12 protein-coding genes are annotated in these 14,688 nt (G+C 48.8%); 11 read left to right on the forward strand and 1 reads right to left on the reverse strand.

Going from position 1 to position 14,688, the window contains the following annotated elements; translation table 11 throughout:
• The first annotated feature begins 4 nt into the window (after positions 1–4).
• The 7 genes from B5M13_RS21430 to B5M13_RS21460 all read left to right on the forward strand — a co-directional run bounded on the left by B5M13_RS21430 (position 5) and on the right by B5M13_RS21460 (position 7,436).
• The gene (locus tag B5M13_RS21430; protein WP_080057610.1) at positions 5–967 is read left to right on the forward strand and encodes a Kelch repeat-containing protein; all 963 of its coding nucleotides are present in this window, start codon (positions 5–7) and stop codon (positions 965–967) included.
• A 37-nt stretch (positions 968–1,004) separates the two neighbouring features.
• The gene (locus B5M13_RS21435) at positions 1,005–1,901 is read left to right on the forward strand and encodes a 3-keto-disaccharide hydrolase (RefSeq protein ID WP_080060024.1); all 897 of its coding nucleotides are present in this window, start codon (positions 1,005–1,007) and stop codon (positions 1,899–1,901) included.
• 43 nt (positions 1,902–1,944) lie between these two features.
• Positions 1,945–3,111, forward strand: coding sequence for a DUF1624 domain-containing protein (locus tag B5M13_RS21440; protein ID WP_080057611.1), 1,167 nt, complete (start codon positions 1,945–1,947; stop codon positions 3,109–3,111).
• Positions 3,112–3,243: 132 nt separating this feature from the next.
• Positions 3,244–3,999 (forward strand): SDR family NAD(P)-dependent oxidoreductase, encoded by a 756-nt coding sequence (locus B5M13_RS21445; protein ID WP_080057612.1) that lies wholly within the window; start codon positions 3,244–3,246, stop codon positions 3,997–3,999.
• 193 nt (positions 4,000–4,192) lie between these two features.
• Complete coding sequence (locus tag B5M13_RS21450) at positions 4,193–5,386, forward strand: sensor histidine kinase (RefSeq protein WP_080057613.1); 1,194 nt, start codon at positions 4,193–4,195, stop codon at positions 5,384–5,386.
• A gap of 84 nt (positions 5,387–5,470) precedes the next feature.
• On the forward strand, positions 5,471–6,244 hold the full coding sequence (locus tag B5M13_RS21455; RefSeq protein ID WP_080057614.1) for a LytR/AlgR family response regulator transcription factor: 774 nt from the start codon (positions 5,471–5,473) through the stop codon (positions 6,242–6,244).
• A 490-nt stretch (positions 6,245–6,734) separates the two neighbouring features.
• Positions 6,735–7,436: a hypothetical protein gene (locus B5M13_RS21460; protein ID WP_080057615.1), complete on the forward strand. Its 702-nt coding sequence runs from the start codon at positions 6,735–6,737 to the stop codon at positions 7,434–7,436.
• A gap of 51 nt (positions 7,437–7,487) precedes the next feature.
• Here B5M13_RS21460 and B5M13_RS21465 read toward each other — a convergent pair whose 3' ends face one another.
• On the reverse strand, positions 7,488–8,498 hold the full coding sequence (locus B5M13_RS21465) for a LacI family DNA-binding transcriptional regulator (protein ID WP_080057616.1): 1,011 nt from the start codon (positions 8,496–8,498) through the stop codon (positions 7,488–7,490).
• Positions 8,499–8,792: 294 nt separating this feature from the next.
• On the opposite strand from B5M13_RS21465, the gene B5M13_RS21470 reads away from it, so the two are divergent.
• The 4 genes from B5M13_RS21470 (at position 8,793) to B5M13_RS21485 (ending at position 14,607) form a co-directional block, all read left to right on the forward strand.
• Entirely contained in the window at positions 8,793–10,322 is a 1,530-nt protein-coding gene (locus B5M13_RS21470) for a tagaturonate reductase (protein ID WP_080060025.1), read from the forward strand.
• Entirely contained in the window at positions 10,319–11,974 is a 1,656-nt protein-coding gene (locus B5M13_RS21475; protein WP_080057617.1) for a UxaA family hydrolase, read from the forward strand. Before B5M13_RS21470 ends, B5M13_RS21475 begins: the two co-directional genes overlap by 4 nt.
• Positions 11,975–12,061: 87 nt before the next feature.
• A complete protein-coding gene (gene uxaC, locus B5M13_RS21480; protein WP_080057618.1) occupies positions 12,062–13,492 on the forward strand; it encodes a glucuronate isomerase in 1,431 nt (476 codons plus the stop codon).
• Positions 13,493–13,584: 92 nt separating this feature from the next.
• Positions 13,585–14,607 (forward strand): sugar kinase, encoded by a 1,023-nt coding sequence (locus tag B5M13_RS21485; RefSeq protein ID WP_080057619.1) that lies wholly within the window; start codon positions 13,585–13,587, stop codon positions 14,605–14,607.
• Positions 14,608–14,688: the final 81 nt, after the last annotated feature.

Genomic DNA, 14,688 nt, shown 5'->3' on the forward strand with positions numbered 1-14,688 from the left:
CTCTATGAAAATCGTAATAGCCAGTAGTTTAGGCGTATTGTTAAACGGTCTGGTACAGGCCCAAAGCTGGCAGCCTGTTACCACCCAGAACAGTTGTTCGGCCCGTCATGAAAATGCGGCTACTCTCATTGGCGACAGTTTGTATGCGGTTGGCGGACGAGGCATTAAACCATTGGAGGCCCTGAACCTAAAAACGCTGGTCTGGCAAACGCTACCGACGCCACCGGCCGAAATGAATCACTTTCAGGCCATTACCTACAATGACGAATTATATGTGATGGGCGCTTTCCAGGGGCAATACCCGCACGAGACCCCCATTCCAAACATCTATATCTACAGTCCTAAGCAAGGTAAATGGCGGGTTGGTCCCGAAATTCCGAAAGACCGGCTACGAGGTTCGGCAGGTGTAGTCGTGTATAAAAACAAGATATACATGGCCTGTGGTATCATCGATGGGCATTACGATGGTCATGTAGCGTGGCTCGATGAATACGATCCCAAAACCAATACCTGGAAAAAACTGGCTGATGCGCCCCGCACCCGCGACCACATCAGTGCGGCTGTTGTCGATGACAAACTGTATCTGGCGGGAGGTCGCAATTCAACGGCCCGGATCAATAAAGTGCTGGAAACGACCATCGCCGAAGTGGATGTCTACGATTTTAAAACCGGACGCTGGAGCACACTGCCTTCTACCTCAAACATTCCCACGCAACGGGCGGGTGGCACTGCCGTTACCCAGGGCGGTAAAGTATGGATTATTGGGGGCGAGACGGTACAATTGAAGGCGCACAACGAAGCCGAAGCCCTTGACCCGAAAACCAACACCTGGACATCCGGCCCCCGACTCAACCAGGGGCGTCATGGCACGCAGGCCGTTGTCTATAAAGGGAACATCTACATTGTTGCCGGATCAGCCAACCACGGTGGCGGGCCAGAGCTGAATACGGTTGAGGTGTTAAAGTAGTTTGGCCTTTAAGGTTCCAGGTTTGAAACAGCTATTTATGAAACACATTTTACTGACATTAACGGGTCTGTTTATCACACTTTCATCGTTTGCGCAATCCACAACCAACCGGGAAGAATGGGTTCGGATTTTCAACGGAAAAGACCTTACTGGCTGGGACATCAAAATTGCCGGACAGCCCCTGAACGACAACTACAAAAATACCTTCCGCGTCGAAAAGGGTATGCTCCGGGTCATGTACGATCAGTACAAAACCTTCGATGGCAAATACGGACATATCTACTACAACAAGCCATACGCCTATTATCGGGTTCGTTTTTCTTATCGGTTTCTGGGCAAACAAACACCCGGTGGCGATCCCTGGAACGTACGAAACAGCGGTATTATGCTGCATTCGCAATCGGCAAAGAGCTTATCGCTCAACCAGACGTTTCCGGTATCGCTGGAAATGCAGTTACTCGGTGGGCTAGGCGATGGGCCGCGTCATACAGGCAATCTGTGTACGCCCGGTACACAGGTATACATGAGTGGCAAGCTTCGGCCGGAGCATTGTACGGATTCCGATTCAAAAACCTACGATGGTGATCGCTGGATAACGGCAGAAGCCATTGTACTGGGCGACTCGATCGTGCATCACATCATCGAAGGCGATACAGTACTTACCTACGAACGCCCACAGGTTGGTGGCGGGTTTGTGAGCAAAGACCATAACTGGGAAGCTGGTCGATTCGATAGTCAGGCAGCTGCCCATTGGAACAGTCTGGCCAATACTGCTCTTGGCGAAGGATTCATTGCTTTACAGGCCGAAAGCCACGACATTGATTTCCGCAATGTCGAAGTGCTTGATCTGAAAGGCTGCACCGATCCCAAAGCACTCAACTATAAATCCTATTTTGTCAAGTCCGATAATAGCCTATGCCGCTATAAAAAGTAGTATTGCCGATTTCCAATAGCTAAGCAACCTAACTACATCCTGAATGAGACGAGTCGCTGCAATTGATGTAACGCGTGGTTTAGTGATGGTCATTATGGCGCTGGATCATGTCCGCGATTTGCTCCATACCCCGGCCCTGACCCAGAACCCGACCGACCTGACCACAACGACGCCCGCTATTTTCATGACGCGCTGGGTTACCCATCTTTGCGCTCCTACCTTCGTGTTTCTGTCGGGCACTTCAGCTTACTTATCGCTACGCAGACAGGCGATTGGAAATCGGAACGACGCCCTTCGATTTTTACGGAGCCGGGGTTTGGTGTTGCTATTACTGGAACTAACCGTTATCAACTTCGCCTTCTGGTTCGATTTTCATTTCCAGTCGCTGATGCTACAGGTAATTTATGCCATCGGCTTCGGGCTGGTTATCCTGTCGTTTCTGGCCAAGCTACCGGTCCGAACGGTTGGCATCATTGGTCTGGTCATTGTAGTGGGGCAAAACATCCTGCAACTGGTTCCCACTTTTACGAATCCGGTAGCTCGATTAATCTGGGCCTTATTGTTTCGAACCGATTTTTTTCCAGTCAGTCCAACGTTTGCCTTGCTGGTTGCCTATCCGGTCATACCGTGGCTGGGAATTATGCTGGTCGGTTTTGGCTGCGGCCAATTGCTGGAACGCCCAACTGAAAACCGAAAACCGCTTCTATTACGCATCGGCCTCGGTGCTCTGGCCTTGTTTATCCTACTCCGTTTTCTGAATATCTACGGCGACCCGGCTCCCTGGTCATCGCAGAAAAGTCACTTGTTTACCTTCTTCTCGTTCATTAACGTTACCAAGTACCCACCTTCGTTACTATACGATCTGGTCACACTGGGCCTGATGTTCGTCTTTCTGGCAATCATGGATGGTGCCAATAATACATTTACCCGCTGGATGACTGTATACGGCAAAGTGCCTATGTTTTATTACATCCTACACTGGTATCTGGTTCATCTCTCCATGATCGGAATGGCCCTATGGCAGGGGTATTCGCTGGCCGATCTGCCATCAGGACCGATGAATTTCGGACGCCCGGCCAATGCGGGTATTTCGCTCGAATACGTCTATCTGGTCTGGATTAGCATTGTCCTTTTTCTGTATCCACTTTGTCGCTGGTATGGTCAGTACAAATTGGAGCATCCAACTATAAAATGGCTCCGGTATATCTAGGAACTACAAGATTAATTTCCGATTAAAACAACTCTTTACATCGAGTGTGTTCAGTAGCCTTACCAATGAATTTCATTTTCAGGTAAACGTCTAAAAAATAACGACCCTAGTATCCTAAACCACGCATAGACTATGTCAAATCGGTTTTCAAATCAGATAGCCATTGTAACAGGAGGAGCCGACGGCATCGGAAAAGGCATTGCCAAACGGCTGGCTTCGGAGGGGGCAACCATCATCCTGTTCGATATCAATCATGTTACCCTCGAACGAACGGTGGCCGAATTTACGAAGCAAGGACATAGTGTATCGGGCCATGTAGTCGATGTGTCGCAGGAGAGTTCGGTTGAAAAAGCGGTTCAAACGGTCGAAGAGTCGTACGGTCGATTAGACATTATGGTCAATTCGGCGGGTATTGTCGGGCCTACCAATACAAAAATTACCGACTTTTCGGTGGCCGATTACGACCGTGTATACCATACCAACCTTCGGGGCGCTTTTCTGATGACGAAATTTGCCCTGAAAGCGATGGAAAAAGCCAATTATGGCCGCATTCTGCACCTGGCTTCCATTGCGGGCAAAGAAGGTAATCCATTCATGACCGGCTATTCGTCGATGAAAGCAGGCGTAATCGGATTGGTCAAAGGCATCGGGAAAGAGTATGCCGAAACGGGCATTACCGTCAATGGCATTGCCCCTGCCGTAATCAGGACTGCTCTGAACAACGATACAGCTCCTGAGCAACTTGCTTATATGACGGCTAAAATTCCCATGAAACGGCTGGGAACGGTGGAAGAAGTAGCTGCGCTGGCAGCCTGGATTGTCTCAGAAGAAGCTAGTTTTACCACCGGATTCATTTACGATTTGTCGGGTGGACGGGCTACATACTGACAGATTGACCGCTAATTAGTAGTGGCTAAGCCTATCTTAGCCTGATTTTAAGCATGAATTAACCAGTTTTTAATAATTCCGGCCTGCTCACCGACCTAATTGGGGCACTCGCACATCTGAAATCGGCATTCCGCCGGTTTCTTTTTTGTCGGCTGATCAGAATTAGTAGCTTTGTTTATAAACCAACCGAGCCATGACCTACCGTCTGACGAATTCGCAAAAGTGGCAACTCGCCTTTAGCGTGTTCGTTATCTACTGGCCTATCCGCATGTATGCCAATGGAGCAAGCTTTAGCTGGATTTTTTCGGCTCGGCAAATACCGTTCTGGGCGCTGGAATTCCTGGTCACCATTTTGTTTTTCTACGCCTGGATTACGGTAACGGAGTGGTTACAGCAGCGCTTTTTCAAGCACTTTGGCGAGGGTTTCCTGATCGAGTTCAAGATTCCGGCCCAGATAGCCACGCTACTCATTGCCAGTGCCTTAGCGGTAGGTTTCAATAGTGCCTTTACTGTACTATGGCATAATCTGGACGAGGTAATGGAACAACGGTTCGGTGTATCGCGCGATCCTGATCCTCGTCAGCAGCGACTTCCAACGCCCCCGCGCTCACCCGAAGAACGGCAACGAATCCGTGAGCGACGGCAGCGGACCAACAACTCGCTGATGGTAATGGCCATGCTTTCAGCCTTTTATTTGTCAGCAAACCGACGTGCCTTTCGACGGCTGGAAGCTGTACAGCTGCGGGCAGAGCGATTGGAAAAGGAGAATGTACAGGCCCAGTTTGCGGCCCTGAAAAGTCAGGTAAATCCGCACTTTTTGTTTAACAGCCTGAGTATTTTGTCGTCGCTGGTGCATGCCGATGCTGATCTGTCGGAGAAATTCATCGACCAGTTATCAAGGGCGTATCGCTATATACTGGAGCAGAAGGATAACGAACGCGTATCGCTGAAAACTGAACTGGAGTTCATTCAGGCATATCGATTTTTGCTCAACATCCGCTTCGAGAACAAATTCGACGTGTTTATCGACGTACCCGAATGGGAGCAGAACCGCTATAGCATAGCCCCTCTGACCCTGCAACTTCTTGTCGAGAATGCGGTGAAGCACAACCGCATGTCGACCAAAGAGCCTCTTCGGGTGCATATCCTGCTCGACGGTGATTATCTGGTGGTTAGCAATAATTTACAACCCCGTCCGAAATCAGAGAATTCGACGGGCGTTGGACTTGAGAATATTATTACCCGCTATGCCCTACTGACCGAACAGTCGGTTTGGGTGGGTGAGAGCGATGGCGATTTTGTGGTAAGAATACCGCTGCTGATTAGTGAAAAAGTTTTAGTGAGCGAGGTGGAGAAAGAGCGAAAGAGCGAAAGAGTGAAAGAGTGAAAAACGTCCCTACGACAATTTTTCACTCTTTTACTCCTTCATTCTCTCACTCTATTGCTCTTTCGCTCTTTCACTTGGTAAGGAATGAATGTACTGATTATTGAAGACGAGAGCCTGACCGCAAAGCGGCTCGAAAGCCTACTCCAGAAATACGATCCATCCATAAACGTATTGGCAAAACTGCCCTCCGTGGCCGAAGCGGTGGAGTGGTTCAATGAGCCACATCCGCCCATCGAACTGGTTTTTATGGATATTCACCTCGAAGATGATCTGGGATTCCGCATTTTCGAGCAAACATCGTTGAGTACGCCCGTCATTTTCACCACGGCCTACGACGAATATATGATTCAGGCCTTTAAAGTCAACAGCATCGACTACCTGTTGAAACCCATCAATTATGATGAACTGGTAGCGGCCATTGAAAAATTCAAAGCCCTGAAAAAACAGTTTGGTCAGGCGAGTTCGGCTCCCGACATCGAAACGCTGCTCAATCTAATTGGTAGATCGCGACAGACGGACTACAAAGATCGGTTCATGATTACGGTGGGCACCAAGATTCGCAGCATCGAAACCTCCGAAATCGCTTACTTTTTTCTGGAAGAGAAAGTAGTTTTTCTGGTCACGAAAGACGGACTGAACTTACCTGTCGACTACAGTCTGGATAAGCTCACGCAACTGCTCAATCCGCGTCAGTTTTTCCGTATCAGCCGCCAGTTTCTGGTGTCACTGCCAGCCATCCAGACCATCCATACGTTTTCGGCGGGTAAGCTCAAACTCGACTTACAGCCCAAATCCCGTCAGGAAGTCTTTGTCAGTGGCGACCGCATGACCGAATTTAAAGAATGGCTGGGGAAATAACACTCGCAACATACTTATCAGAAAGCCCGCGAAAAGGCGGGCTTTTTTATTGACCGAAGCGACCACAGTTAGCCAGGTTCGCTTGTGACTTATTTTGGCAAGGACGTTATGGAATCTTTCACCCTTACTTTTTTGTATCGACCAATTCATTTTATTTACGATCATATATCAATTCTCCTGTCTGACGGCAGGCCGATCATCCTCAGGGAAGTGTACAGCCCAACCGCCACCATGCTCGCGGGCGAGCGAACCCAGAAGAGCTGTTTAATCGCCATTCTGAAGGATCAATAAGCTATAATTTAAGAGTCCAACAAGCGGCTATAAAAAGATTGGACATCTTTGCTGCTCAGTGTCGTTTTGTGCTTTGCCATCAGCATCTGGGGCGTAACGCACGGCTCGACTTAGTGAACTCAATTTGATTCAGAAATCAAGTATAATTATATTAAAACCGAAATCATCAATTTAGCTAGTTAAACACTGTTTTGTGGTTATGTCCGAAAAAGAAGAAAAACATCCGTTTAAAGTTATTCTCGAAAAATACATTTCTGAAATTCTTGTTATTTTTATTGGTATATCAATTTCCTTTTTCTTTGATGAATGGAGAGAAAATAGAAAAGATGATGAAACAATGAAGAAACATTTAGCATTTTTAAGAACAAATTTAGTAGAAGACACTCTAAATCTAACGAGTAGAATTAAACATAGCAGTAAACTAGTCAACAGTATCAACAAATTAACTTATTTTAGATCTGATACAGAGATAAAAGACAGTATTAGTTTTCACATTGACAACGCAGCTAGTTATTTATTTTTCAAACCAAATCAAATGGCTTATGAAGAGATCCGACAAACTGCGCATACAAATTTGATCAAAAATGATTCTTTAAAAATACTATTCTTATCCTATTATACATCAACAATACCTTATTGTACAGAATGGTGTAAAATAGATGAAACCCATACAATGACACAATTGATTCCTGAGATGAGTAGCTATTTCCCAGTCGTGACTGACTCATTGAAGATTATTTCTTCACAAGAAATAATCAAAGCATTAAGGTTAAAAAAGTTAAGAAATTTGCTTCTAGCAAACGCCGTTTATAAAAAAGAAGGTGTAAATAGCTTTATTACTACTAAAAAAGTAGCAATAAAGCTTCTAAAAAAGGTTGATAATGAATTACAAAAGGACTAGATACGTATAGGCTTCTAGAAACCAATTAATACGGCGGTAAAATAACAATTTCTAGTCTATTTGGGACGATTCGCGAATGACCATGCGGGTGGGGATTTTGATGCGCTCGGGCTGGAGTCCTTTGTATTTCCCCTCAATCAGATTGATCAATTGCTCGGCTGCCACTTGGCCAATTTCCAGGGCTGGCTGTTCGACGGTACTCATGGGCGGGGCCAGCAAATCGGCAACGGGCGTATTGGTAAAGCCAATCAATGATACCTGCCCCGGAATGGCAATATTCCGTTTTTTCAGGGCTGCTAATGTACTCAGGGCCAGCCGGTCGCTGGCGGCAAAAAAGGCATCGGGCGACTGACTCAACAAGTCGTCAATAATTGGTTCAACTTCATTTTGCCCGAAACCGGCGTAGCGCAACAGATTTTCCTCGTAAAGAATACCGTATTTTTCCAAAGCGGCCTTATAACCTGCCAATCGTTCCTGCGTAATGGAAATATAGGGCGGGATCGTAATGTGAGCAATCCGTCGACGGCCAGTTTGAATCAGGTGCTCGGTGGCGGCAAATGCCGCTTCGAAATTATCGGCCGTTACACTGATCGAGTCGAGTTCTTTGGCCACCCGGTCGAAGAGTACAATAGGCATCTTTTTTTCCTGAAGCTCCCGAATATGCGACACATCCGACGTACTACTCGACAATGAAATCAGGAGTCCATCAGCCTTCCGGGCTACGGCCTGCTGCACCGTCAGCACCTCCCGCTCAAACGACTCGTGACTTTGAAAAATGATAACGTGATACCCCCGATTATAGGCGATTGCTTCGATGCCGTTGATTACCTGCGAGAAAAAATTATTCGCAATCTGTGGCACAACGACGCCAATAACCCGGCTCCGGTTTTCTTTCAGGCTCAGCGCAATGGGATTGGGCCTGTAGTTGAGCCGCTCAGCATATTCGATGACCAGGCGCTTGGTTTCTGGGTTGATTTCGTAGCTGTCGCGTAGTGCCCGCGACACCGTCGATGTCGAGAGATTCAGCGCGCGAGCAATATCTTTTATTGTTATGGTATCCAAAGCAGACTATTCGTAAAATACAAAAATACACGCGCCCATTACCACGTCCTTTACACATGATCGGGTTAACCGCCGATTCGCTTTTTGAGGCTCATTAGCCAACAAACCCGCCAATTGGCAACGTTCCCGATAACGATTGCGTGAATAAATATCTTTAAAAGTTTAAATATAAAAAATAGCCTGCTTAATCTTACTTAACCAACTTACTTAGGCACCAGTTGGTTCGCTTTGACGCTTTCCATAAAAAAGACAATTTTTAGCATCACCTACAGCTTTCTGACGAAAGACATTCCTATGCAACCATTATCTGTCCAATCACTCCCAACTATTCAATCTCAACTCGAGCTTACGCTTCCCCTACCCGATCATCAGCATCTACCGGAACGCGTTCTCCAGTTTGGCACAGGTGTTCTGCTACGCGGCCTTCCCGATTATTTTATCGATAAAGCCAACCGCCAGGGTATCTTCAATGGTCGGATCGTGGTGGTGAAGTCGACCGATGGTGGTGATATGACGGCCTTTGCCCGTCAGGATAATTTATATACACTGTGTATACGGGGCGTCGAGAATCGCGAACTGGTCGAACAGAATATCGTTTGCTCAGCTATCAGCCGGGTTCTTTCAGCCAAACAGCAGTGGAACGCGGTCTTACAGGTAGCTACCAGCCCCGATCTGCAAATCGTTCTTTCGAACACAACGGAAGTAGGCATTCAACTCGTTCAGGACGACATCCGGCAGTCGCCCCCGGAATCGTTTCCGGGCAAACTGCTGGCAGTTTTGTATGCTCGCTATAAGGCTTTCAACGGCGACCCAACCAAGGGACTGGTCATTGTGCCGACCGAACTTATTCCCGACAACGGTACTAAACTCGAAGCCATACTGCTCGAACTAGCCCACCGCAATGCCCTCGAAGGAGCTTTTATTGACTGGCTCGAAAATGCGAACACCTGCTGCAACTCGCTGGTTGACCGCATCGTACCCGGCCGCCCCGACCCGGCCACTCAACACGCGCTGACCGAGCAACTTGGCTACGAAGACGACCTGTTGACCATTTCGGAAGCGTACCGACTGTGGGCCATCGAAGGAGATGAACGAGTGCAAAACGTCCTGTCATTCCATAAGGCCGACGAGAATATTTTCATTCGTCCGAATATCGACCTGTTCCGGGAGTTGAAACTTCGGCTGCTGAACGGCACCCATACGCTCAGTTGTGGACTGGCTTTCCTGAGCGGTTTCGATACAGTTCGCGAAGCTATGGAAGACGAGATTCTGTCGGCCTTTATCAGCGGAGTTATGCTGGGCGAACTCATTCCGGGTATCCCCTATCCTGTTGATGAGAAAGCGGCCCAGCGCTTTGGGTTCCAGGTTCTCGATCGGTTCCGAAACCCATTTATTGAGCATCGTTGGCTGGCCATTACGATGCAGTATTCGGCCAAAATGCAAATGCGGAATATACCAACCCTGCTCCACTACTATAAGCATCTGGATGTAACGCCCCGCTACATCACCCTTGGCTTTGCGGCTTACCTGCTATTCATGAAGGCCACCACACAGGAGGATGAAGTCTGGTATGGCGAACGGGAAGGGGTAAAATACCCGATCTACGACGCTCAGGCCGGTTACTTCGCCGACCTATGGGCGCGGTTCACCCCACAGGAATTGACAACAACGGTTTTACAAAATATCGCGTTGTGGGGCTATGACCTGACACTACTGCCCGGATTTGCCGATTCGGTGAGCCACTATTTAGTACAAATGATCGAAACCGGCGTATTCTCTACGGTATCGGCCCAATTCGATCACCTTGAAACGATAACAAAATGAAACAGAACGTTCTGAAAATACACCCCGACGATTCCGTCCTTGTCGCTCTTACTGACCTGGAGCCGGGCGACCGGGTGCAATGGGAACACACAAATCTGATTGTGACAGAAGCCGTCCCGGCCAAGCACAAGGTAGCCTTACAGGCTTTTGAGCCAGGCGATTCGATTATGATGTATGGCGTACTGGTTGGCAAAGCGAAACAGGCTATCCCGATGGGCGGCCGACTGACTACCTTCAATGTACAACATGCGACCGACAGCTACGACCTGCATGGGTCGTCGTATCAATGGGCGGCTCCCTCCGTCGACCGCTGGCAGGGCCAAACCTTTATGGGCTATCCCCGTTCGGATGGGCGCGTCGGAACAGCCAACTATTGGGTAGTGATTCCGCTCGTTTTCTGCGAGAACCGAAACATCCAGGTTCTGGAAGATGCCCTGGTTCATGACCTAGGCTACGGTCGTCGGAATACATACCAGCAACAGGCCCAGGAGTTGGCGGCTTTGGTACAGGCAGGCCGATCGGTTGAGGAGATTTTACAGGCCGATCTGCAAACGGCCGAGCAGTCGCTGAGTGGCCAACTCAAGTTGTTTCCAAATGTCGATGGAGTAAAATTCCTCGTGCACGACATGGGCTGTGGTGGCACCCGTCAGGATGCGCAGGCTCTTTGTGGACTTCTGGCAGGCTATATTACCCATCCGAACGTAGCGGGAGCCACCGTCCTGAGTCTGGGTTGTCAGAATGCGCAGGTGGCCATGCTTCAGGAGGAAATACAGAAGCGCAGTCCGCAGTTCGACAAGCCCCTGTTTATACTGGAACAACAGGCAATTGGTACTGAAGAATCGCTCATTAGCCAGGCCCTTCGCCAGACGTTTGCCGGGCTGATGCAGGCCAATACCTGTGTTCGGCAACCAATGCCTTTAAGCAAACTGGTGGTCGGGCTGGAATGCGGTGGTTCCGACGGTTTTTCGGGCATTTCGGCCAATCCGGCGGTGGGTCACGCATCCGATTTGCTGGTCGCGCTGGGCAGTACCGTTATCCTATCGGAATTTCCTGAACTTTGCGGGGTCGAACAGGAACTGTGTGACCGCTGTATTGATGAAGCAACCGCCAGCCGATTCCGGGAGCTGATGAACGTATACGCGCAGCGTGCTAAGGAAGTAGGATCAGGGTTCGATATGAACCCTTCGCCGGGTAATATCCGAGATGGCCTCATTACCGACGCCATGAAATCGGCAGGGGCTTCGAAAAAAGGCGGCACCTCACCTGTAGTAGCGGTACTGGATTACCCCGAACTGGTTACCAAACCCGGTTTGAATCTGCTTTGTACGCCCGGCAATGATGTCGAATCGACCACCGCCGAAGTCGGTTCGGGAGCCACAGTCGTATTATTTACAACCGGTTTAGGTACACCAACTGGAAATCCTATCGCTCCTGTGGTTAAAATTGCATCCAATTCCGCTTTGGCTAACCGTATGCCTGATATTATTGATATCAACACCGGTACAGTGATCGACGGCGACGAAACAATCCAACAGGCTGGCGAACGAATACTTGATCAAATCATTCGGGTAGCCAGTGGCGAGGTCGAAGTAGCCGCCGTTCGTCACGGTCAGGACGATTTTATACCCTGGAAACGGGGAGTTTCTCTTTAAAGAGTGAAAGAGCGAAAGACTGAAAGAGCGACTCATGCTCTTTGGTCGGTCGCTCTTTCACTCATTCACTCTTTCGCTCTTTAATACATGAAAAAGCCCTTTTTGAACGAAGATTTTCTGCTGCAAACGGAGTCGGCGCGACAACTCTACCACGAATTTGCGAAGCCGATGCCCATCATCGATTACCACTGCCATCTACCACCCGATCAGATTGCCGAAAACAGACAGTTTGAGAACATTACGCAAATCTGGCTCTATGGCGACCATTACAAATGGCGGGCCATGCGAACCAATGGGGTGAATGAGCGGTTCTGCACAGGGGAGGCCGATGATTTCAGCAAGTTTCAGAAATGGGCCGAAACAGTTCCCTACACACTTCGAAACCCGCTGTATCACTGGACTCACCTCGAACTGCAACGGTATTTCGGCATTAAGGAAACCCTCAACGGCAACAACGCCCGGCAGATTTACGATGCCTGTACCGAGCAGTTGCAGTCGCCCGATTTTTCGGTTCGGAACCTGATGCGTCGGATGAACGTCGAAACCGTTTGTACCACCGACGACCCTGTCGATTCGCTGGTGCACCATAAGAAATTAGCCGAAGAAGGATTCGAGATTGGCGTATTGCCCACCTTTCGGCCCGATAAAGCCATGGCCGTTGAAGATGTCGTAGCTTTCAATCATTATGTAAACCGCCTGGAAGCAGCCAGTAATGTATCGATCAGTAATCTGGCCGATTTTCTGAAAGCGCTCCGCCAGCGTCACGATTTCTTTGCAGCTATGGGCTGTAAACTCTCCGACCATGGTCTGGAGCAGATTTATGCTGAAGACTATACCGAAGAAGAGGTCCAGGACATCTTCCATCAACTCCGTTCGGGGCATTCACTCAGTATCACAGAAATTCTGCAATTTAAATCGGCAATGCTGGTGTATCTGGCGGAGATGGATTGGGAGAAAGGCTGGACACAACAGTTCCACCTGGGCGCACTTCGGAACAACAATTCCCGGATGCTGCGGGTACTGGGGCCTGATACGGGCTGGGACAGCATCGGTGATTTCTCGCAGGCTCGTGCCATGGCCCGCTTCCTCGACCGGCTCGATACCAATGACAAACTAGCCAAGACCATCATTTACAATCTGAACCCCGCCGACAACGAGCTGATTGCAACCATGATTGGCAATTTCAACGATGGGTCAGTAGCTGGTAAAATCCAATTTGGCTCAGGCTGGTGGTTTTTAGATCAGAAAGAGGGTATGGAACGACAAATAAATGCTCTTTCTACTATGGGACTGTTGAGTCGATTTGTGGGTATGTTGACCGATTCTCGCAGTTTTCTGTCGTATCCGCGGCATGAATACTTCCGTCGGATTCTGTGTAACATGCTTGGAAACGACATTGAAAACGGTGAACTCCCCGACGATATGGACTGGACGGGCCAGGTTGTACAAAACATCTGCTACGGTAACGCTAAAACCTACTTCGGCTTCAGTAGCAAGCCCATGTCGCTGGCAGTGTAATAAGTTAATGAACAATGAATAATGGTCAATGAATAGACAACTGATAATGAGGCACTTTTCATTGTCCATTATTCATTATCAATTAAAATCACATGGTTTGTTGTTTCGGAGAGTTATTGTTACGGTTTTCCCCGATTGCCAATGGAGAATGGATTCGGCAGACGGCTATGCCTGTTTATGTGGGAGGAGCCGAACTGAATGTGGCTACCGCGCTGGCAAAATGGAACGTCCCCGTCAAATACAGCACCGTACTCCCCGAAAATTCGCTGGCCGATGACATTATTGGATACGTTTCGAGCAAAGGAATTGACCCGTCGGGCATTGTCCGGTTTGGGCAACGTGTCGGTAGTTATTTTCTGCCCCAGGGTTCGGATCTGAAAAATGCGGGCGTGATTTATGATCGGGCGCATTCGGCTTTTTCGGAACTGGCTCCCGGCAAAGTAGATTGGGACGCTGTTCTGCAACAGACAAGTTGGTTGCATGTGAGTGCCATTAGCCCGGCTCTAACTGCCGATGTGGCTGCGGCCTGTACTGAGCTGGTTGCTGCGGCTGCAGCCAAAGGCATAACGGTATCGATAGACCTGAATTACCGGGCGCGGCTGTGGCAATACGGCGTTTCTCCCGTCGATATTATGCCCGGAATTGTGGAGCATTGCAACGTCGTCATGGGTAATATCTGGGCTGCCAATGCTTTGCTAGGCATCCCGGTCGATGCCGACATCCACGTCAAAAACCAGCAGCCCGACTACCTGAATCATGCTCTGGAAACCTCAAAGGCAATCCAGGAGCGATTTCCGCGCTGTACGGTTGTTGCCAATACGTTCCGGTTCGACAAGGTTCCGACGGGGTTGCGGTACTATACTACCCTGTATACGGATGGCCAGCAATACGTGTCACCCGAATTGCTGACGGATTCCGTTGTTGATCGGGTCGGTAGTGGCGACTGCTTTATGGCAGGGCTGATTTATGGCCTTTACAACCAGCATGATCCACAACAGATTGTCAATTTTGCGGCTGAAGCTGCCTTCGGAAAATTACAGGAGTTCGGAGATGCAACCAATCAGACCATCGATGCAATTACCCAACGTCAACAGATGATCACATCCTTACTCTAAAATAATAGAACCGCACGGGCGGCTCCGACAGATTGTCATGATGATTTTTATCCATGTCACTCATAATGATCATAACAATCT

It is taken from the genome of Spirosoma aerolatum (assembly GCF_002056795.1).
Classification (GTDB): Bacteria; Bacteroidota; Bacteroidia; order Cytophagales; family Spirosomataceae; genus Spirosoma; species Spirosoma aerolatum.

What these genes read in the sequence shown, in the direction of transcription:
- B5M13_RS21475 (WP_080057617.1), top strand. Translation starts at nt 10,319, where the DNA reads ATGAAACAGAACGTTCTGAAAATACACCCCGACGATTCCGTCCTTGTC.
- B5M13_RS21430 (WP_080057610.1), top strand. Translation starts at nt 5, where the DNA reads ATGAAAATCGTAATAGCCAGTAGTTTAGGCGTATTGTTAAACGGTCTG.
- B5M13_RS21450 (WP_080057613.1), top strand. Translation starts at nt 4,193, where the DNA reads ATGACCTACCGTCTGACGAATTCGCAAAAGTGGCAACTCGCCTTTAGC.
- B5M13_RS21470 (WP_080060025.1), top strand. Translation starts at nt 8,793, where the DNA reads ATGCAACCATTATCTGTCCAATCACTCCCAACTATTCAATCTCAACTC.
- B5M13_RS21435 (WP_080060024.1), top strand. Translation starts at nt 1,005, where the DNA reads ATGAAACACATTTTACTGACATTAACGGGTCTGTTTATCACACTTTCA.
- uxaC (WP_080057618.1), top strand. Translation starts at nt 12,062, where the DNA reads ATGAAAAAGCCCTTTTTGAACGAAGATTTTCTGCTGCAAACGGAGTCG.
- B5M13_RS21460 (WP_080057615.1), top strand. Translation starts at nt 6,735, where the DNA reads ATGTCCGAAAAAGAAGAAAAACATCCGTTTAAAGTTATTCTCGAAAAA.
- B5M13_RS21455 (WP_080057614.1), top strand. Translation starts at nt 5,471, where the DNA reads ATGAATGTACTGATTATTGAAGACGAGAGCCTGACCGCAAAGCGGCTC.
- B5M13_RS21445 (WP_080057612.1), top strand. Translation starts at nt 3,244, where the DNA reads ATGTCAAATCGGTTTTCAAATCAGATAGCCATTGTAACAGGAGGAGCC.
- B5M13_RS21440 (WP_080057611.1), top strand. Translation starts at nt 1,945, where the DNA reads ATGAGACGAGTCGCTGCAATTGATGTAACGCGTGGTTTAGTGATGGTC.
- B5M13_RS21485 (WP_080057619.1), top strand. Translation starts at nt 13,585, where the DNA reads ATGGTTTGTTGTTTCGGAGAGTTATTGTTACGGTTTTCCCCGATTGCC.